The 19,309-nt window shown below is 73.4% G+C and carries 21 protein-coding genes; 8 read left to right on the top strand and 13 right to left on the bottom strand.

What is annotated here, in order from left to right:
• Positions 1-13: 13 nt before the first annotated feature.
• Entirely contained in the window at positions 14-2,386 is a 2,373-nt protein-coding gene (locus A5481_RS19990; protein WP_048435412.1) for a response regulator, read from the top strand.
• A 3-nt stretch (positions 2,387-2,389) separates the two neighbouring features.
• Here the strand turns inward: A5481_RS19990 and A5481_RS19985 are convergent, their stop codons facing one another.
• The 3 genes from A5481_RS19985 to A5481_RS19975 form a co-directional block, all read right to left on the bottom strand.
• Positions 2,390-2,635, bottom strand: a complete 246-nt coding sequence (locus A5481_RS19985) for a hypothetical protein (protein WP_048435417.1) — start codon at positions 2,633-2,635, stop codon at positions 2,390-2,392.
• A gap of 80 nt (positions 2,636-2,715) precedes the next feature.
• Positions 2,716-3,270, bottom strand: coding sequence for a spermidine N1-acetyltransferase (gene speG, locus A5481_RS19980; RefSeq protein ID WP_048435413.1), 555 nt, complete (start codon positions 3,268-3,270; stop codon positions 2,716-2,718).
• A gap of 37 nt (positions 3,271-3,307) precedes the next feature.
• Positions 3,308-3,622 carry a hypothetical protein gene (locus tag A5481_RS19975; protein ID WP_048435414.1) on the bottom strand — a complete coding sequence of 105 codons (315 nt, stop codon included), beginning with the start codon at positions 3,620-3,622 and terminating at the stop codon, positions 3,308-3,310.
• A 229-nt stretch (positions 3,623-3,851) separates the two neighbouring features.
• Here A5481_RS19975 and A5481_RS19970 point away from each other — a divergent pair, with 229 nt between their 5' ends.
• Positions 3,852-5,075, top strand: coding sequence for a L,D-transpeptidase family protein (locus tag A5481_RS19970; RefSeq protein ID WP_425350192.1), 1,224 nt, complete (start codon positions 3,852-3,854; stop codon positions 5,073-5,075).
• Positions 5,076-5,246: 171 nt separating this feature from the next.
• Here the strand turns inward: A5481_RS19970 and A5481_RS19965 are convergent, their stop codons facing one another.
• Positions 5,247-6,512: an OprO/OprP family phosphate-selective porin gene (locus A5481_RS19965; protein WP_048437357.1), complete on the bottom strand. Its 1,266-nt coding sequence runs from the start codon at positions 6,510-6,512 to the stop codon at positions 5,247-5,249.
• 240 nt (positions 6,513-6,752) lie between these two features.
• On the opposite strand from A5481_RS19965, the gene A5481_RS19960 reads away from it, so the two are divergent.
• On the top strand, positions 6,753-7,796 hold the full coding sequence (locus tag A5481_RS19960) for a YncE family protein (RefSeq protein WP_053082608.1): 1,044 nt from the start codon (positions 6,753-6,755) through the stop codon (positions 7,794-7,796).
• Between the two features lie 54 nt (positions 7,797-7,850).
• Here the strand turns inward: A5481_RS19960 and A5481_RS35745 are convergent, their stop codons facing one another.
• From A5481_RS35745 to A5481_RS19935, 5 genes are all read right to left on the bottom strand, one after another.
• Positions 7,851-8,972 (bottom strand): hypothetical protein, encoded by a 1,122-nt coding sequence (locus tag A5481_RS35745; RefSeq protein WP_053082607.1) that lies wholly within the window; start codon positions 8,970-8,972, stop codon positions 7,851-7,853.
• A gap of 137 nt (positions 8,973-9,109) precedes the next feature.
• Positions 9,110-10,387 carry a DUF3095 domain-containing protein gene (locus A5481_RS19950; RefSeq protein ID WP_082173600.1) on the bottom strand — a complete coding sequence of 426 codons (1,278 nt, stop codon included), beginning with the start codon at positions 10,385-10,387 and terminating at the stop codon, positions 9,110-9,112.
• 193 nt (positions 10,388-10,580) lie between these two features.
• Positions 10,581-10,838, bottom strand: coding sequence for a DUF2312 domain-containing protein (locus A5481_RS19945; RefSeq protein ID WP_236012505.1), 258 nt, complete (start codon positions 10,836-10,838; stop codon positions 10,581-10,583).
• Positions 10,839-11,026: 188 nt separating this feature from the next.
• Positions 11,027-11,332 carry a DUF1244 domain-containing protein gene (locus tag A5481_RS19940; protein ID WP_064504226.1) on the bottom strand — a complete coding sequence of 102 codons (306 nt, stop codon included), beginning with the start codon at positions 11,330-11,332 and terminating at the stop codon, positions 11,027-11,029.
• A gap of 69 nt (positions 11,333-11,401) precedes the next feature.
• The gene (locus A5481_RS19935) at positions 11,402-12,178 is read right to left on the bottom strand and encodes an N-formylglutamate amidohydrolase (RefSeq protein ID WP_064504224.1); all 777 of its coding nucleotides are present in this window, start codon (positions 12,176-12,178) and stop codon (positions 11,402-11,404) included.
• A 156-nt stretch (positions 12,179-12,334) separates the two neighbouring features.
• Here A5481_RS19935 and A5481_RS19930 point away from each other — a divergent pair, with 156 nt between their 5' ends.
• From A5481_RS19930 to A5481_RS19920, 3 genes are all read left to right on the top strand, one after another.
• Positions 12,335-13,279, top strand: coding sequence for a DMT family transporter (locus A5481_RS19930; RefSeq protein WP_064504223.1), 945 nt, complete (start codon positions 12,335-12,337; stop codon positions 13,277-13,279).
• A 74-nt stretch (positions 13,280-13,353) separates the two neighbouring features.
• Entirely contained in the window at positions 13,354-14,649 is a 1,296-nt protein-coding gene (locus tag A5481_RS19925; protein ID WP_064504221.1) for a glycerate kinase type-2 family protein, read from the top strand.
• A complete protein-coding gene (locus A5481_RS19920) occupies positions 14,621-15,079 on the top strand; it encodes a DUF1036 domain-containing protein (RefSeq protein ID WP_082984939.1) in 459 nt (152 codons plus the stop codon). The genes A5481_RS19925 and A5481_RS19920 overlap by 29 nt, the downstream gene beginning before the upstream one ends.
• Positions 15,080-15,309: 230 nt before the next feature.
• On the opposite strand, the gene A5481_RS19915 is transcribed toward A5481_RS19920, so the two are convergent.
• The 3 genes from A5481_RS19915 to A5481_RS19905 form a co-directional block, all read right to left on the bottom strand.
• Entirely contained in the window at positions 15,310-15,540 is a 231-nt protein-coding gene (locus A5481_RS19915) for a hypothetical protein (protein ID WP_245239294.1), read from the bottom strand.
• A gap of 115 nt (positions 15,541-15,655) precedes the next feature.
• A complete protein-coding gene (locus A5481_RS19910) occupies positions 15,656-15,967 on the bottom strand; it encodes a BrnA antitoxin family protein (protein ID WP_064504219.1) in 312 nt (103 codons plus the stop codon).
• The gene (locus A5481_RS19905) at positions 15,945-16,262 is read right to left on the bottom strand and encodes a BrnT family toxin (RefSeq protein WP_425350189.1); all 318 of its coding nucleotides are present in this window, start codon (positions 16,260-16,262) and stop codon (positions 15,945-15,947) included. Before A5481_RS19905 ends, A5481_RS19910 begins: the two co-directional genes overlap by 23 nt.
• 122 nt (positions 16,263-16,384) lie before the next feature.
• Between A5481_RS19905 and pyk the strand changes: the two genes are divergently transcribed.
• Both pyk and A5481_RS19895 read left to right on the top strand, forming a co-directional pair.
• Complete coding sequence (gene pyk, locus A5481_RS19900; RefSeq protein WP_064504215.1) at positions 16,385-17,821, top strand: pyruvate kinase; 1,437 nt, start codon at positions 16,385-16,387, stop codon at positions 17,819-17,821.
• Positions 17,822-17,869: 48 nt separating this feature from the next.
• A complete protein-coding gene (locus A5481_RS19895) occupies positions 17,870-18,271 on the top strand; it encodes a hypothetical protein (protein WP_048432615.1) in 402 nt (133 codons plus the stop codon).
• 7 nt (positions 18,272-18,278) lie between these two features.
• On the opposite strand, the gene A5481_RS19890 is transcribed toward A5481_RS19895, so the two are convergent.
• Entirely contained in the window at positions 18,279-19,301 is a 1,023-nt protein-coding gene (locus tag A5481_RS19890; RefSeq protein WP_048432616.1) for an alpha/beta fold hydrolase, read from the bottom strand.
• Between the last annotated feature and the right edge of the window lie 8 nt (positions 19,302-19,309).

Genomic DNA, 19,309 nt, shown 5'->3' with positions numbered 1-19,309 from the left:
GGGTCTGCATCCGATGAGCGAGGCGACCCTGCGGGAGGACGATTACCGCAACCTCGCCGAGTCGCTGCCGCAGCTCGCCTGGATCGCCGAGGCCGACGGCCAGATCTTCTGGTACAATCAGCGCTGGTACGACTACACCGGCACCACCCTCGACGCGATGCGGGGCTGGGGCTGGCGCGCCGTCCACCACCCCGACCACCTCGAGCGGGTCGAGGCGCGTTTCCGCCGCGCCTTCGCCACCGGCGAGCCGTGGGAGGACACCTTCCCGCTGAAAGGCGCCGACGGGGTCTATCGCTGGTTCCTGTCCCGGGCCCGGCCGTTCCGCGACGCCTCCGGGCAGATCGTGCGCTGGTACGGCACCAACACCGACATCAGCCGCAGGCGCGCCACCGAGGAGCGCCTGCGCCACGCCCAGGAGCGCTTCCGCGCCCTCGTCGACAGCGCCGCGGCGATCATCTGGTCGGCGGACGCCAACGGCGAGCTCTCGATCGGCCAGTGGCGCTGGACCGCCTATACCGGCCAGAGCGACGAAGAATGCCAGGGCTGGGGCTGGCTCGAGGCGGTGCATCCGGACGACCGCGCCCGGGCCGCCGATGCCTGGTCCCGCGCCGTCGAGGCCCGCTCGCCGTTCGAGATCGAGTACCGGATGCGCCGGCGCGACGGCGCCTGGCGCCACATGGAGGTGCGCGCCGCCCCCGTCACCGCCGAGGACGGCGCCGTGCGCGAGTGGGTCGGCATGCATGTCGACATCACCGACCGCAAGGAGGCCGAGGCCGAGATCGACCGCGCCCGCCACGCCGCGGAGGCCGCCAACCGCGCCAAAAGCCAGTTCATCGCCAACATGAGCCACGAGCTGCGTACCCCGCTCTCGGCGGTGATCGGCTACTCGGAGATGCTGGCCGAGGAGCTGGAGGATCTGGGCCAGGCCGAATTGCTGCCGGATCTTCGCAAGATCGAGGCGTCGGCGCGCCACCTGCTCGGGCTCATCAACGACGTCCTCGACATCTCGAAGATCGAGGCCGGGCGCATGACCGTGGCGGCGGAGGACTTCGCCGTCCGCGCCATGCTCGACGACGTGGTGGCGGCGACCGAGTCGCTGATCCCGAAGAAGCGCAACCGCCTGGTGCTCGATCTGCCCGACGATCTCGGCGCGATGCGCCAGGACCAGGGCAAGGTGCGCCAGTGCCTGGTCAACCTCATCGGCAACGCATCGAAGTTCACGGAAGCCGGCACCATCACCCTGTCGGCCCGGCGGGAGACGGATGACGGGACCGACTGGCTGACCTTCGCGGTCGCCGATACCGGCATCGGGCTGACCGAGGAGCAGGCCGGCCGGCTGTTCGAGCGCTTCGCCCAGGCCGACGAATCGACCACCCGGCAGTTCGGCGGCACGGGCTTGGGCCTTGCCATCACCCGCGCCTTCTGCCGTCGCATGGGCGGCGAGATCGCCGTCGCCTCGACCTACGGCGAGGGCGCGACCTTCACCATCCGGCTGCCGGCGGTCCTGACGGCGCAGGACGAGGAGCCCTCGCCGGAGGAGGTGCGGGCGCTGGTCGAGGCGAAGGCGGAGGCCGCGCGCCACGACGTGGTGCTCCTCGTCGACGACGACCCGGCGGCCCGCGAGCTGCTCTCCCGCTTCCTCGAGCGCGAGGGCTTTCGCGTGCGCACCGCCAGCGACGGCAAGGCGGGCCTGGCGCTCGCCCGGGCGCTGCGGCCGCGGGCGATCCTCCTCGACATCGAGATGCCCCGGATGGACGGCTGGTCGGTGCTGCACGCCATCCGCAGCGACGCCGACCTCGCCGCGACCCCGGTGATCATGACCTCGGTCGTCAACGAGCAGGGCCTCGGCCGGGCGCTCGGGGCCACCGACTACCTCGTCAAGCCGATCGACTGGGACCACCTCAAGGGCCTGATGGAGCGCTACCGCCCGGCGGATTCCCCCGGCACGGTGCTGCTCGTCGACGACGATGCCGACGCCCGCGAGCGCCTGCGCCGCAGCCTCGCCCGCGACGGCTGGACCGTGCGCGAGGCGGAGAACGGCGCCGTCGGCCTGACCCGCCTCGACGAGGGCCGGCCCTCGCTGATCCTCCTCGACCTGATGATGCCGGTGATGGACGGCTTCGCCTTCCTGACGCAGCTGCGCGCCCGGCCCGACGGCGGCGACGTGCCGGTGGTGGTGCTCACCGCCAAGGACATCACCCCGGCCGAGAAGGAACGGCTGGGCCGCGACACCGAGCGGGTGATCGTCAAGGGCAGCGTGTCCCTCGCCGAGATCGGGCGGATGCTGCGCACGATGTATGCCGAGCGCGTGCCGGACGCGGTGCCGGCCTCGATGCAGGGCCTGATCGACGAACTGGCGGCGCGGACGGGGCCGGAGGGGGGGTGAGGCTCAGCCCCGCCCGCGCCCCGGCCCGGTCCCCTCGTCCCACACGCTCCAGCGGAACACCTCGGTGCCGGCGCCGTCGACGATGCGCACCGCCTCGGCGGCCGGCCCCGAGCGCTGGGGCACCCGGGCGCGGCGGAACAGGCGCAGCGCCCGCTCGCGGGCGACGTCGAGGCCCGCGGTGCGGATCGAGGCGCGCTGGACCGGCGCATCCTCGGGGCCGACGATCTCGATGTGGTAGGTTTCGCGCAGCAAGGCTCTGGGGGCTCCCGGTCGGCCCCCTCAATAGGGGAGCCGGGCCGGGATGCACCAGGGGTGAACCGTCGCGGTCGTCAGGTCTTCAGCACCGGCTCGTTCACGTCGCCGCCGCCGCGCCGGGCGAGGTAGGCGGGCTGGAACATGCACATCCGCACCGCGTCGCGGTACTTGCCGTTGACGAAGAACTCGTCGCGCAAGGTTCCCTCGGTCTCGAAGCCGCAGGCCTCGTAGATGCCGATGGCGCGCCGGTTGTCCTTGTCGACGTGCAGGTAGAGCTTGTGGATGTTGAGCACCTTGAAGGCGTAGTCCATCGCGATCTGGGTCGCCCGCAGGGCGTAGCCGCGGCCCTGGAACGACGGATGGATCGCGATCTGGAACTCGCAGGAGCGGTGCAGGTGGTTGATCTCGACGAGCTCGACCAGCCCGGCGCGCTCGTTCTCTGGAGTGGCGATGATGAAGCGCCGCTCGGTCTGGTTGTGGATGTTGCGCTCGTAGAGCTGCGCCAGCTCGGCGAAGGACTCGTAGGCCTCCTCGAACCAGTAGCGCATGATGCTGTCGTTGTTGTTGAGCTGGTGCACGAAGAGCAGGTCCTCGCGTTCCAGCGGTCGCAGCTTGATGGTCGGGGCCATGGTCGTCCGAAAAGGGTGCCCGCGGGAGGCCGGAACCTTACTCCTCCGGCGCCCTCCCGTCACCCGCCGACAGGGCGGCGACGGCCGCCGCGAGGCGATCCCAGCCCTCGGCCAGGCGCGTCACCTCGACGGTCAGCCGCTCGAGCGCCGCGGCGGCCTCGGCGCCCTCCGGCGTCGCCCGCACCTCGGCCGAGACCGGCGCCTCCCGCAGGGCGGCGAGCTGGTTGCGCAGCTGCCCCCGCAGGGCGGCGAGGCGCCGCCTGCCGGCCTCCCCCGGCAGCGGCCCGTCCGCTGCCGCGTCGGGCGCGTCCTCGTCCACCAGCCGCAGCCAGCGGGGTCCGGTCTCGGGCATCGCAGCCTCCGTCTTCCGGTGAGGGGCCGATGCTGCGCGCCAGGCGCGAACAAGCCGTTAACGAAACCTTGAGAATGCCGCCCTCGCGAAGACGAGGCCGGGCAGGCGCGGAAAATTCACGCTCCGTCAGCAATCTCGACAGTATTTCCCGGGCAGGATCCCGCGCGAAAACCGCCACATTGCGGTGGCAGGCGTGGTCCGGGCGAGGATGGAGCGGCGGCGGATGGGCATGCGGGGGAGGACGATCCTGTGCCTGGCGGCGTGGCTCGCCGCCGCGCCCGCGACGGCCGCCCCGAAGCACCTCGCGCCGGTGCCGTCCCCCACCCTCGCGGTGATGGCGGCGCGCGGCATGGCGCCCTCGGCGCCGGTGCTGCTGCGGGCCTACAAGCAGGAATCCGAGATCGAGGTGTGGAAGCGGGCGGCGGACGGCCGCTTCGCCCTGCTCAAGACCTTCCCGATCTGCCGCTGGTCGGGCCAGCTCGGCCCCAAGACCCGGGCCGGCGACCGCCAGGTGCCGGAGGGGTTCTACGCGGTGGCGGCCCGGCAGCTGAACCCGAACTCGGCCTATTACCTCTCCTTCGACGTCGGCTATCCCAACGCCTACGACCGGGCCCATGGCGGCACCGGCTCGGCCCTGATGGTGCACGGCACCTGCTCGTCGGCCGGCTGCTTCGCCATGACCGACCGGCAGGTCGGCGAGATCTACGCGCTGGTGCGCGACGCGCTCGCCGGCGGGCAGGCGGCGTTCCAGTTCCAGGCCTTCCCGTTCCGGATGACCGCCCGCGCCCTGGCGCGCCACCGCACCGACCGGAACATCGCCTTCTGGCGCCAGCTCAAGGAGGGCTCGGACCGGTTCGAGGCGACCGGCCGCGAGCCGCTGGTCGGCGTCGAGGGCGGGCGCTACGTCTTCTCGCCCTATCCCGACCCGGCGGTCGAGGCCCTGGCGGCGGTGCGGCGCACCGAGGAGGAGGCCCGCATCCAGGCGCTGGTCGCCGACGGCACGGAGGCCGTGCGCACCACCTACGCCGATGGCGGCCAGCATCCGAGCTTCACCGCCCTGATCAAGCGTGCCTCGGCCTTCGCCGCCCTGGCCCCGGTCGGCGCGGCCACGGTGACGAGCGCCACCGCCTACAGCGCCGAGGGCGGCCAGGCCGCCGTCCCCTTCCAGGCGAGCCCCGTCCCGGCCTTCGTCGTGCCGGCCGGCCTCGGCGACGTCAGCCGGCCCGAGGCCCTGGCGCTCGCCGGGCGCGAGGTGGTGCTGATCCCGGCCCGCCGCCGCCCGCCCCCGCCGATCCACCCGATCCAGGTCGCGGCGGCCTTCGTGCCGCTGCCGGTGATCGAGACCGAGCCGTCGCCGTTCTCGCGCCTGCGCCTCGCCGAGGAGCCGTCCCGGCTCACCCTCGCGGCCTCGGCGGAGCCGAGCCGGCCGCGCTTCCTGGCGGCCAGGTTCTGACCGCCGGTTCGCGGCGATGCCGTAGCGCCTGTTCGATCGGGCTTCCTGTTCGATCGGGCTTGCCGAATCGACGTCCTCCATCGTCGTCCCGGGTTCTCGGCTGCGCCGGGCCCCGGGACGACGAAGGAGGATGTCACGCTCGTCGAGCGGCTTGCGGCATCGATGCCTGTTCTACCAGTACAACTGCGCCCGCCCGATGAACGCATCCGCGTCGATGGTGCGGCGGTTGAAGTTCAGGCTCGCCGGCGAGGGTGAGGTGTGGGAGCGGACGTAGTCGAACACGAAGCGGATGTTGCGGTCCGGGTACCAGTTGATGCCGGCGGTGAAGTCCTGCTCGATGCCGCCGCGGATCGCGCGGTCCTGGAGGTCGATCGCGCTGTAGCGCAGGCCGAGCTCGAACACCCCGGTGCCGCCGCGGCTGACGCGCTGCGCCTCCTCGACCTGCACGCCGCCGAACACCGCGTACTCGGTGGCGTAGTTGGGGGCGAGCACGTAGCGACGGCCCTTGCCGTTGAGGAGCAGGCCCGCCTGGATGTAGCCGCCCTGGAAGCTCAAGGACGGCGCCCCGCCTGAGCGGCCGATCTCGGTCAGGATGTACTCGGCCTGGAGCCGGAACGGCCCGATCTGCCACGCCGCCTCGAGCCCGACGCGGCCGATGCTCGCCGCGTCGCGGATGCTGCCGGTATTGACGAATTGCCGGGCGAACAGGAACGCCTCGGAGCGGCTCGACAGGGTGAGCGCGCTGCCGTCGTCGGGCAGCGAGCGGTAGCTGCCGGCGAGCCCGACATGCAGGACGTCGTACCCGTCGTCGCTGAGGTAGGGCGCGTAGGTGACGCGAATGGTCGAGGCGACGCCCTGCGCGCCGATGCCCGCATTGTTGATGTTGCCGCCGAACACGCTCGTCACCGCGGTCCAGTTCTTGCCGTGGGTGCCGACCGCGAAGCCGAAATTGCGCGCCGGGGCGAAGGCGTCGGCGAGCGAGCGCTCGGTGAACAGGGTGTTGTTGTCGGAGATCAGCTGGTCGAGGCTGAACGGCTCCTTCATGTTGCCGAGCGCGATGATGACGTCCTTGAAGCCCTTGTAGGCGACGACCGCGTCGTTGATCGGCCGGTTCGGCTCGGCGAAATCGTACTGGAAGGCGAGTTCGAGTTCCTTGCCCAGGGTCAGGGTGCTCTCGATCCAGGAGCGGCGCACGGCGATCGGCGTGTCGAACACCGTGCCGAAGCCGCGCTGCTGCACCCGCCCGGTGCCGAAATCGAGCTGCAGGCGCCCGCCGATCCGCAGGGTCGCGGCATCGTCGGGAAACTTCAGGGTGATGCCCTTCTCGTCGATGCTCAGGCGCTCGCCGAACGGGCCGGGCATGCCCTCGACCGCGGCGGCCGGGAGGCTCGCGGAGACCAGGAGGGCGGCGGACAGCCAGGAGCGGGTGGAGGGCATGACCGGATCCTCGCGACGGATGCGCCCGTACCTGCCCGTTCCCGCGTGACGGTGCTGCGACCTTCGGCGGGGCCGGCGACGATCGCCGGCGGCTGTGGCCGGGCGGCCACGCCGCCGCGCAGGCGAACCCACGCCGCCGCGCAGGCGAACCCACGCCGCCGCGCAGGCAATCCCACGCCGCCGCGCAGGCGAACCGTTACGTCGGCGCCGGGTTGTGTCGGGGACGATCGAGGACCCTTCATGCCCCCCGCCATCGACCGCCGCACCTGTCTCTCCGGCCTCGCCGCCCTCGCCCTGACGGCGCGATCCGCCCGGGCCGAGACCGCCGGGCAACCCCAGGCCACCGGTCAGGCCGGCCGCTCCGACACCCTCCTGGTGATGGAGAAGGGCGACCGCGCCCTGAGCTTCTACGAGCTCGCCAGCGGCCGGCGCACCGGCCGCGTCGAGCTGCCCGGGGAGTACCCGCACGAATTCGTCGTCGACCGGGCCGGCGCCCGCGCCTACGTCGCCCTCTACGGCGCCAAGTCCTCGACCACGCCGGGCCCCGGCGGCGACGCGGTCCACGTCGTCGATCTCGCCGCGCGGAGCCTCGCCCGCACCATCGCCTGCGCGCCGTTCCGGCGCCTGCACGGGATCCGGCTCGACGCGAAGGACCACCTGTTCGTGCTGAGCGAGGACCGGGACGTGCTGCTCGGCTTCGACGCGCCGGAGCGGGCCGAGCGGCCGGACCGGGCGGTGACGACCGGCGGCATCAAGGGCCACCTGTTCTCGCTGTCGCGCGACGGCGAGACGGCCTACGTCGCCAACATCCTGTCGAACACCGTGAGCCGGGTCAGGCCGTTGGCGCCGGCGGAGGCGCCGCGCCTCGCCGCGACCGGTCTCTGGCCGGAGGGCAACGCGCTCTCCCCCGACGAGGCGACCCTCTACGTCGCCAACCGGCGCAGCGCGACGCTGACCGCGCTCGCCACCGAGGCCATGACGGTGACCCGGAGCCTGCCGACGCGGGGGGACGTGGTGCGGGTCGATTGCGGGAAGGAGGGCGACCTGATCCTGGCGAACTACGCCGAGAAGAGCCTGTCCCTCCTCGATCCCGCCCTGAAGGAGATGGCGGTGGTGCCGCTCGCGGGGGCGCCGGTGGCGCTCGCCCGCCATCCGTCGAGCCCGCTCGCCTTCGCGGCCCTGGAGGACGACCGGATCGCGGTCGTCGACCTCGAGGGGCGGCGCGTCCAGGGCATGCTGCCCACCGGGCGCGAGCCGGACGTGATGGTGGTGCTGCCCGGCTGAACCGGGCCCCGCAGGGGTCCGGTACCAGGCTGTCGGGGCCGGCGTGCGGGGGCGTTACGCCGCCCGCATCGGCCGCTTCGGCGGCTCGAACACCGTCGCGTAGTGGGTGCGGCACCAGCGCTTGCCGGTGAGCACCCGGCAGCCGCAGACGCGCTTGGTCTCGATCGCGGTGCCGTCGCCGTCGGCCCAGAGCGGGTAGGTGCAGTCGAGGAGGCCGGCCTTGAGGAACAGCACGCCCTCGCCGCCATCGGCCGCGGCCGCCGGCACCCGGCGGGACATCGGCAGGGCGACGACGCTGCCGGTCTCGGCCGCCTCGGGTGCCGCCACCGGGGCCGGCTCCGCCTGGACGATCGGAGCTTGGACGATCGGGGCTTGGGCGATCGAGGCTTGGGCGATCGGCGCGGCCGGACGGGCGGGCGCCTCGACGGGACGCGGCATCGCGGCCGGGGCCCGCGGCGCCTCCGCCGCGACCGGCGGCCTCACCGCCGGGGCCGCCTTCGCCACGGGGGCGGCGGGCTTGCGGACGGGGGCCGGTGCCTTGTTGGCGGCGAGGAAGGCCCGCGTGGCCTCCTCGAGGGCGCGCGCGCTCATCACCGGCGCTTCCGTGCGGGCCTCGACGCGGGGCGCCGGCTTCTCGGCCTGGGGGGCCGCGGCGCGGGGCTGGGGCGCCGCCGCCGGCTTGGCAGTCACGGGCTTGGCAGCCACCGGCTTGACCGGTTCGGCCTTGCCGGCCAGCGCGGCCTCGGCGGTCAAGCGCGAGGGCAGCACCTTGGGCGCCGGCGCCGGCTTCGCGGCGGCGGTCTCGGCGGTGAGGATCCGGGAAGGCAGGATCCGGGGCGCCGGAGCCTTCTCGGGCTCGGCCTTCGCCGGGGCGGCGGCGACAGGATTGGCGACCGGCGCCGCCGCCGGCCGGGCCGGGATGACCTTGGCGACGGTCTCCGCCGGGACGACCGGCCTGGTCACGGGAACCGCCGGCTTGATCACCGAGGCGGCAGGCTTGTCGGCCCGGGCCGCCGCGGCGGCCTGCTGGCGCGCCAGGGCGGCCTGCGCCACCCGGCCGATCACGTCGGCGACCGTCGTCCCGACCACGCCGGCGATCTCCGCCGGATCCCGTCCCTCGATCCACAGCGCGACCGCCTTCTCGGTCGCCTCAGCCGTCCACACCGCGTCGTTCATTTCCAAAGGGGCTCTGTTCCAGTTCGAATCGGAAAGGCGGGATATACGGTGAGTCGCGTCACCAAGTCCCTTCTCTTGACGCAAGGGTGGGATGCGACCGATCGCCTGCCCGCGCGGGCCGGGGCCACGCTCCCGCCTCAAACCGCCGCGCGGGCCGATTCGCCGCCGGATTCCCCGGCCGCGCGGCCGCGCACGGGGTCCCGGCCCGTCTGCCTGGCCGGATCCTCGGCCGGAATCGCGACTGGAATCGTGACTGGAATCTTGGCCTTGAGCGCCTGGGCCGCGCGGGCGTAGCCGCCATCCTCGCCGTCGACGAAGTGGACGTGGTCGCGCAAGGCCGCGACCGGGGTGATGCAGGTGGTGAGCGCCGCCGCCTGGCGATGGAGGCCGAACCGCACCAGGCCCGCCGCCTCGGCCGCCTGCAGCCGCGCCTCGATCCGCGCCGCGAGGTCGGGGCCGCAATCGATCGTCATGCGCAGGCCGTCGTCGTATTTCCGGAAATCGGCGTTCGCCACCAGCTCGTCGAGGTAGCGCGGGGCCGAGAACCCGCCGAGTCGCAGGCCGAAGCGGAAGATCAGGTGGGCAAGCAGCGTCCGGCCGAGCACCTGGAGCCGGCGCAGGGCGAGCGAGCCCCGGAGCGGGCCATGGGCCCGGACCTCGTGGGCGAACCCGGCCGGCGGCCAGCGCAAGGGCGGCGCGCCGGGCGGAAGCGGATGGCCCTTGCCCGGCGCCTCGGCGGCGAGCCGCACCACGTCGGCGATCGCCGCCCGGGCCGCGTCCCGGTCGGCGCCCTCGGCCGCGACCACAAGGATCGACAGGATCAGGCCGTTGCGTGCCCGGGCCGGCTCGAACCGGCAGGTCAGCCCGCCGAGGTCGGGCTGGGCTCCCTCGGGCGCGGCCGCTATGGCGTGGAGCCCCTGCTTCAGGGCGCGTTCCGCGAAGGCGAGGCCGCCGCCCATGAACATCGCGTAGGCGACGTCCGGCGAGGGCGCGTAGCGGGCGACTTCCACCGCGTGGCCGGCGGCCCGGATCGCCGAGACCGGCACCAGGGCGGCGCGCAGGGACAGCCCCATCGCGTCCCGGGCCCAGGTCACCGTCGCGGCGAGCGCGGTCCGTGCCGCCTCGGCCTCGCCGGGCGCGACCAGCACGCTCGCCCCGTCGCCCCCGAACACGAACGGCAGATCGCGCCGCCCCAGGGCGTTGCGCAGGGCCGCGATCACCGCCGCCCCGACATAGTTCACCGCCCGGTAGCGCCCCGCCGCGATGGCGCCGGTGGAATCGACCACGTCGGTGACCGCCACCCACCAGCCGTCCGGCACCGGGCGGTACTGGGCGTCGTCGAGGACGCTGAGGAAGTCGGTGGCCGGAATCAGGTCGGCGTAGCGGAAGCCGTCGGCGGGCCCCGGGGGCGTCATCGTCTCCATCCGTGCCAAACGTCCGGGGCCGGGGCGCCGGTTCCGCGCGCGGGCGGGGGTTGGGGGTTAGCCGACGAAAGCCGGGGGATCGTCCCTGGCTCGCCGCAGACGGCGACGCACGGGGATGAGGCGCGGGAGACCCCNNGGGGTCTCCCGCGCCTCATCCGATGAAGGTGGTGGAGAGGGGCGTGGCCTACGCCATGCCCAGCGCCTGCATGTACAGCTCCAGGATCGCCTCTTCCTCCTGGCGCTCCGAATGGTCCTTCTTGCGCAGGCGCAGGATGGTGCGGACCGCCTTGACGTCGAAGCCGCGGCCCTTGAGCTCCAGCATCACGTCCTTGATGTCGCCCTGGAGGCCGGCCTTCTCCTCCTCCAGGCGCTCGATGCGCTCGATGAACTGCTTGAGCTCCTCGGCGGCGACGCCCGACGAGGCGACGTCGGCGTCCGGCATGCTGTGCGCGTTCATTCACGGTCTCCTGGCCGATGGGTCTGTCGTGCCGCCGCGGGCGGACGCGGCCATCAGGCACCCCAACCCACTTACGGATGGCGGCCTTCGCGGCTCGCCCTCCCGGATCTTGATAGATGCGCAACCTTACCGAGTTCTTGCACCGGGTCCTTGCGCGCGCCGGCCCGATCCCGTCAGTGCGTCTCGGCCTTGGCGGCGAACGCCGCCGCCTGCTCCGGGGTCGCCTCGCTCTGGTGGCGCGCCTTCCACTCGTCGTAGGGCATGCCGTAGACGTGCTCGCGGCTCTGGTCCTTGCCGAGGGCCAGGCCGCGGGCATCCGCCGCGTCCTTGAGCCAGTTCGACAGGCAGTTGCGGCAGAAGCCCGCGAGGTTCATCAGGTCGATGTTCTGCACGTCGGTGCGCCCCTGCAGGTGCGACACCAGCCGGCGGAAGACCGCGGCCTCGAGCTCGGTGCGGGTGGTCTCGTCGATGCCGTCCATCGGGGTCTCCTTCGAACAATCTCGTGCGAACGATCGTAGGGCGAGAGGTCGGGGCGGGTGGCCGCCCGGTCAAGCACGGGCGACCAACGGCCCCAGGAGCGCCGCGAACCGCGCCGCCCACTCCTCGGCCCCGGCCGCGTCGCCGATCAGGTCCTGGCGGATCTCGATCAAGGCGTTCGGCAGCCCCCGCGCCATCGCGTGGCGGTCGATCGTGTCGCCGGGAAGGCCGCCGCCGTAGGGCTGGTTGTCGCCGACCGTGAACCCGGCCGGGTCGGCGCGGAGCCCCGCGATCAGCGGGCCGGCGAGGCGGTCGTCCCGGTCCCACAGGATGCCGACCTGCCACGGCCGCGCCACGCCGCGCCAGGCCGGGGTGAAGCTGTGCACGGTGACGATGGCGGGCGGCGCCCCGGCGGCGAAGGCGGCGGCCACCGCGGCGTCGATCGCCCGGTCGTAGGGGTCGTAGAAGCGGGCGAGCCGCTCGGCGACGCCGGCGGGCCCGATCCGCGCGTTGCCGGGCACGATCGCCCCGTCCGAGAGGCGCATCACCAGGGTCGGGTCGGTGCGGCCGCGATTGGGATCGATGATGAGGCGCGAGAAGGTGGTCAGCAGCGCCGGCGCCCCGAGCCGGCGGGCGAGCGCGCGCGTCACGGCCGCCGCCCCGATGTCGTAGGCGATGTGGCGCTCGAAATGGGGCGCGGCGACGCCGAGCCGATCGAGGTCCGGCGGCACCGCGTTCGAGGCGTGGTCGCACAGGAGGACGAGGCCGCAGGCCGGGTCGCCGGGAATCGCCTCGACGGGCTGGGGCGGATGGGCAAGGGGGGGGTGGGACGCTGTGGCGGCGGTCATCGGGGGCTGCGCTGGTGTCGGTCCGCCCCCTCATACCCAAATGGCGGGGCCGCCTCCATCGTCTCCGCACGGTGACGCCGGCCGCGTCTTGCCCTACCACCGGCGTCGGATCCCCGCGCCGGGCCCGCGAAGGTCTCGCCCCCGAAGGCTCTGCCGATGTCCCGCACGCCCCTGCCCGATCTCGCCGCCTCCGGCCCCGCCGGCGATTCCCTGCCATCCGGTCTCGGTCCCGCCTTCGCCGCCCTCGTCGCCGGCGCGGTGGCGATGGGCCTGTCGCCGGTCCTGGTGCGCTTCGTCAGCCCGGAGGTCGGGCCCTTCGCCAGCGCCTTCTGGCGCGTCGCCCTGGCGCTGCCGGTGCTGTGGGCCTGGATGCGGTGGGAGGAGGCGCGGGCGCCGCACCTGCGCCGCGGCCTCACCGCCTCGGCCGTGCTCGCCGGCCTCGCCTTCTCGGGCGACCTCCTGTTCTGGCACCTCGCCATCCTGGGTACCACGGTGGCGAACGCCACCTTCTTCGCCACCACCGCGCCGGTCTTCGTGGTGCTGTTCGCCTGGGCCGGCCTGCGCCGCCGGCCCGCCGGCCGCACGCTGCTCGGCCTCCTCGTCTGCCTCATGGGCGGCGCCACCCTGGTCGGGCAGTCGGTGCAGGTCGATCCCGCCCGCCTCGCCGGCGACCGGGACGGGGTGGTCACCGCCTTGTTCTTCGCCCTCTACTTCCTGACGGTGGAGCGCGCCCGGGCCCAGGGCCTGGGGGCCGCCCGCGTCACCTTTACGGCGTCCTGCATCACCGCCCTGGTGCTCCTCGGCGCGGTCGCCCTCATCGAGACCCGGCCGGTGCTGCCGCACAGCCTCGGGGCGGCCGGCGGCCTCGTGGCGCTGGCGCTCGTCAGCCATGCCGGCGGCCAGGGCCTGCTCTCGGTCGCGCTCGGGCGCCTGCCCGCCGGCTTCTCCTCCCTGGTGATCTTCCTGGAGGCGGTGGCCGCGGCGATCCTGGCCTGGCTCCTGCTCGGCGAGGCCCTCGGGGCCCTGCAGGTGCTCGGCGGCGGGCTGATCCTGGCCGGCATCGCGGTCGCGCGGCCAAGGCGCTCCGCCCGAACGGCCTAGCTCTAACAGCTTAGAACGAGGCCGGCACGAAGCCGGTCCGAAGCACGACCATACTCTTCGCAAGGAGCCGCCTCGTGACCGACGCCCCCGTTCCGGAGACCCGCGCCCTGCTGCTGCGCCTGCTCGATGCGGGCGTTACGGCCGCCCATCCGCGCGGCTGCCTGGTGCCGCACCTGCCCCCCGCGCCGGCCGGGCGCCTGGTGATCCTCGGCGCCGGCAAGGCCGGGGCCAGCATGGCGGCGCTCGCCGAGCGGCACTACCGGGCGCAAGGGGTCGACCCGTCCCGCATCGACGGCCTCGCGGTGGCCCGCCACGGCTACGGCGAGCCGGCGGGCGTGATCGAGGTGGTGGAGGCCGGCCACCCGGTGCCGGACGAGGCCGGCATCGCGGCGACGCAGCGCGCGCTCGACCTCGCGGCCGCCGCCGGCCCGGACGACCTCGTGCTGGTGCTCCTCTCCGGCGGCGGCTCGGCGAACTGGATCGCCCCGGCCGGCGCCCTGACGCTCTCCGAGAAGCAGGGCATCACCCGGGCGCTCCTGCGCTCGGGCGCGGCGATCGACGAGATCAACTGCGTGCGCAAGCACCTCTCGCGCATCAAGGGCGGGCGGCTGGCGAAGGCCGCCGGCCGGGCCGGCCGGCTCCTGACGCTCGCCATCTCCGACGTGCCCCGCGACGACCCGGCGGTGATCGCCTCGGGGCCGACGGTACCGGATCCGACCACGCTGTCCGACGCCCGGGCGATCTGCGCCCGCCGCTCCATCCCCCTGCCGCCCTCCGCCGAGGCCTTGCTGAACGACCCCGCCAACGAGAGCCCGAAGCCCGGCGATCCCGCCTTCGCCCGCAGCGAGTTCCGGATCATCGCCCGGCCGGTCGACGCCCTCGACGCGGCCGCCGCGGCGGCGGCCGAGGCCGGCTACGAGCCGGTGCTGCTCGGGGCCGACCTCGAGGGCGAGGCGCGCGAGGTCGCGGCGGCGCACGCGGCGCTCGCCCGCGAGATGGCGGCTGCGGGGCGCAAGGTAGCGCTGCTCTCCGGCGGCGAGCTGACCGTGACGATCCGCGGCGAGGGCCAGGGCGGTCCGAACCAGGAATACGCCCTCGCCCTCGCGCTGGCGCTCGACGGCGCGCCCGGAATCTCCGCCCTCTCGGCCGATACCGACGGCACCGACGGCGGCCGCGGCGAGGCCACCGACCCGGCCGGGGCGACGATCGACCCCACGACGCTCGCCCGTGCGGCAGCGGCGGGGCTCGACGCGCGGGCAAGCTTGGGGGAGAACGACTCGACCCCGTTCTTCGACCGGATCGGCGACCTCGTCCGGCCCGGGCCCACCCGCACCAACGTCAATGACCTCCGCATCATCCTGGTTGGCTGACTTCCCCTCCCTCCGCCGCGCCGCGCTGCTCTCGGTCCCGCTCCTCGCCCTGCTGGGCGCCGGGCCGGCGCGGGCGGACCTGCGGATGTGCAACATGACCGGCAGCCGCATCGGCATCGCGCTCGGCTACCGGGATTCCGGCGGCTGGGTGACGGAGGGCTGGTGGAACCTCTCGGCCAAGGGCTGCGAGACCCTGCTCAAGGGGGCGCTCGCCGCCCGCTTCTACTACGTCTTCGCGGTCGACTACGACCGCGGCGGCGAGTGGAGCGGCCGCTCGCTGATGTGCACCCGCGACCGCGAGTTCACCATCCGGGGCGTCGAGGATTGCCTCGCCCGCGGCTACGACCGCAACGGCTTCTTCGAGGTCGATACCGGCGAGCAGAAGAGCTGGACGATCCAGCTGACGGATCCGGGGCGGGCGGGGCCGTGAGGACGGCTCGCGGGTCGTGCGTTCTGCCGCTCGGCTGGCCCTGACGGCGTTTCGCGCTCGTCGAGGCGCATCGCATCGTCGCCCATGGCGTGGATGGCGAGGGGAAGCCCACGGAGGCGCAGACGGTCAGAGAACCGGTCAGCCCGCGTGCCGGGCCCGGTAGGCGACGCCGCAGCCGACGGCGAGCGCCATCGGCGGCGTGACGATGAAGGCGACGATCTGGATGTCGGTCACGGCTTGAGCCCCTTCGGAACGGTGCGAGCCAGAAGGTGGAGGCCGACGCTGCACCCCAGGACGATCGCGACGCCCCCGACGAGTGTCAACGCGGAGGGACCGCCCACCGCGCCCGAGACGCCGAAGGTCGCCGCCGCCACGGGCGCGATGACGCCGGCCGTGAACAAGCCGCCCGCTGCCGTATTCAGGTAGGTCGCCGTCAGCTTCGTGCGCTCGTTGTGGATCATGCTCATTCGCGACACGGGTTCTGTGCGGCGGGGCGCAGTCTCAGGTGGTTCCTGCGCGTGTGATCGAGGCGCGCGGAGCGCGTTTCCCCGATGCCGCCGGGAGGGGCCATCGACCTCACGCCGCCCGCAGCTTCCGCGCCGCCTCGGCCAGCACCTCGTTCATCCGGGTCTGCCAGCCCGGCCCCGTCGCCTTGAAGGTCTCGATCACCTCCGGGTCGAGGCGCAGGCTGACGAGCTGCTTGGGCCGCTCGGCTCTTGGCCGGCCGCCGCGGCTCGGGAGGGCCGCGTAGATCTCGGGAGGAAGAACCTCGCGGGCCGGGCGCAGCTGGGCCAGCTCCTCGTCCGTCAGCTCGGGAGAATCGACGTCGTCCCAATCCTCCTGGGTGTAGGCCGGAGGCGCCGGGTCAGTCTTCGAGGTGCCGGGCATAGGCGTTCCTTTCCTTGGGGCTCGCATGGCGCAGGCTCACGAGGGACAAAGCCTCGCTGCCGAGCGGCGACACGACCGCGAGGACGACGATCTGGTCGTTCCAACGACCGATGAGGTTCAGACGCGGCCGTCCGACGAGGCTCGGGCGGGTCGGCACGGTCATCGCACCCTCGCGGTGGAAGCATCGCTCGAAATCGGCGAAGTCGAAGCCGTGCTTCGCGAGGTTCGCCTGCCGCTTCGATTCGTCGAACACGATCTTCATGGTTTTTGTATCTACAAAAATCGAGTCGGGCAAGGTGGAGCACAGCCTACCCTAATCCGTCCCCCGCCCCCTGCCCCGGCCCCAAATCGCCAATTGACCCGAGCGCGCCGACCGGCTTTGCGTAGCGCGATCTCTCCCATCCGGACGACACCCCCATGAAGCGCGCCCGCCGCACCAAGATCGTCGCGACCCTCGGCCCGGCCTCCGAGGATCCGGCGGTGATCGAGGCGCTGTTCGCGGCCGGCGCCGACGTCTTTCGCATCAACATGAGCCACCTCCCCCGCGAGCGCCTGAGCGAGCGGGTGGCGACGATCCGGGGCATCGAGCAGAAGCTGAAGCGGCCGATCGCCGTGCTGGTCGACCTCCAGGGCCCGAAGCTCCGGGTCGGGCGCTTCGCCGAGGATGCGGCGACGATCGAGAACGGGCAGAGCTTCGTCCTCGACGACGACCCGGCGCCGGGCGACGCGACCCGGGTCCACCTGCCCCATCCCGAGATCCTCTCGGCGCTCGAGCCCGGCCACGCGGTCATCGTCGACGACGGCAAGCTGCGCCTCGTCGTGACCGAGGTCGAACCCGGCCGGGCGGTGACCCGGGTGGTGACCGGCGGCCGGATCTCGAACCGCAAGGGCGTGTCGCTCCCCGACACCACGATTCCCGTCGCGGCGATGACCGAGAAGGACCGCCTCGACCTCGATGCCGGCCTCGCCGCCGGCGCCGACTGGATCGCGGTGTCGTTCGTGCAGCGCCCGGAGGACGTCGTCGAGGTCAAGGCGGTGGCGCAGGGGCGCGCCCTGGTGATGGCCAAGATCGAGAAGCCGCAGGCGGTGGCGGCCCTCGACGCGATCATGGCGGTGGCCGACGGGCTGATGGTCGCCCGCGGCGATCTCGGGGTCGAGATGCCGCTGGAGCAGGTGCCGGGCGTGCAGAAGCGCATCACCCGCGGCGCGCGCCGCCTCGGCAAGCCGGTGGTGGTGGCGACCCAGATGCTCGAATCGATGATCTCCGCGCCCGTGCCGACCCGGGCCGAGGTCTCGGACGTGGCGACCGCGGTCTACGAGGGGGCCGACGCCGTGATGCTCTCGGCCGAGAGCGCGTCCGGGGATTTTCCGGTCGAGGCGGTCTCGACCATGAACCGCATCGCCGAGCAGGTCGAGCAGGACGGGATCTACTGGTCGATCATCGCGGCCCAGCGCAACCAGCCGGAATCGACCGCCTCCGACGCCATCGCGGCCGCCGCCCACCAGATCGCCGATACGCTCGGGCTCAAGGCCGTGATGGCCTGGACCGCGTCGGGCTCGACGGCCCTGCGGCTGGCCCGCGCCCGGCCCGACGCCACCGTGATCGCGCTGACCCCGAAGCGCGAGACGGCGCGGCGGCTCGCGCTCGCCTGGGGCACCCACCCGATCGTCACCAACGACGCCAGCGACATCGACGACATGTCGTTCCGCGCCTGCAAGTTCGCGGTGCGGGAGAATTTCGCGGGGGTGGGCGACCGGGTGATCGTGGTGGCGGGCCTGCCCTTCGGCACGCCGGGCGCGACGAACCTCGTGCGGATCGCCACGGTCACGCCGGAGCACGCGGCGAAGGCGTGAGCGCCGGTGTGCCGCTATCCTGGATCGGCTGCGACGACGGAGGCCGAGATGTCAGCCACCCTGCTGCGGAACCGGGATATCCCCGCCCGGACGCCACCGGACGATGTCGCCGAGGACGTGGACGTCGAGATGACCAATCTCGGCCGGAAGCATACCAATATCCCGGGGGTAATCTCCGTCTCGTCGCGCCTCGGCGCCCACGGCCCGCGGGTGAAGTGGTATGCCGACACGCCGAAGGGCAACGCACCCTGCGTCATCGTCTCGATCGGGCCCGACCCGGTGGTGCGCGACGACTTCATCGGTACCGTCCAGTCCCGTCAGGCCGCCGACCTGGTCCGGGCTTGGGTGCGGCTCAACCACGCCGAGCTGCTGGATTTCTGGAACACCGGAACCGGCTGGGACATCGACGAGCTGACGGATTTTACCCGCCGGCTCAGGCCGCTGCCGTGAGGGGGGCTTACTCCGCCCCTACCCTCTCCCGCGCCGCCAGCGCCTCGATCTCCGCCACCACCGTGTCGGCGGCGACGTATTGGAGCATGTGCCCGACGCCCGGCAGCACCACGAGCTTGGCGCCGGGCACCGCGCGGGCGAGCGCCCGCGCGTGCACGTCGGTCTTCACCACCGGGTCGATGTCCCCGGCGACGATCACGGTCGGCGCGGTGATCGAGGAGTAGCGCGGGCTCTGGCGCTCCAGGAAGGCGTAGAGCCCGTCGAGGTCGCGCAGGTTGGCGGCGAAGGTCGAGGGGCGCAGGACAAGCGGCACCCGGGCGCCGTCGAGATAGCCCGCGGGCAGCCCCTGCGGGCGGAACACCGCCTCGGCGAACCGGTCGAGATACGTGTATCCGAGGGGGGCGGCGACCGTGTAGGTGGCGAGCGTGAGGAGCATCCGCCCGGGGAGCGAGCGGTACCAGCCGGCATAGCCGCCGACCGACCCGCCCGGCCAGGGGTGGCTCACGGGCGCGAGCAGCGCCAGGCCGGCGACCCGCTCGGGGTAGTCGAGGGCGATGGCCGTGGCGAGCGCGCCGGACCAGGAATGGCCGACGATCAGGGCCGGGCCGACCTTCAGGCTCGCCAGGGCCTCGCTGATCAGCCGGGCCTGTACCGCCGGCGAGGCGGCGTCCGGGGCGATGCGGTCGCTGTAGCCGAAGCCGGGCCGGTCGACGGAGAGCACCCGGAACCCGTCGCCGGCGAGCCGCCGGCCGATCGCCAGCATCGGGTCCATGGCGTTGGCCGAGGCGCCGTGCAGCAGCACCACCGTGCCGCGGCTCAAGGCCCCCTCGCCGGGGCCGGCCTCGATCACCGCGAGGTGCCCGCCCTCGACCGCGACCCGCCGGCCCGCCGGGGGATAGCGCGCCTCGACCACCAGGGTGATGATCCAGGTCGCCAGCAATCCCGCGGCGACGAGCGTCAGCACGGTGCCGGCCGCGAGGCCGGCGATCAGGGTCAGCACGCGGGAGATCCGTCTCTTGCGCCGGCGCATCACGCCCG

Origin of the sequence: Methylobacterium platani, assembly GCF_001653715.1 — a bacterium.
GTDB classification, from domain to species: Bacteria; Pseudomonadota; Alphaproteobacteria; order Rhizobiales; family Beijerinckiaceae; genus Methylobacterium; species Methylobacterium platani.
This window is presented reverse-complemented; position numbering and strand designations above follow the sequence as displayed.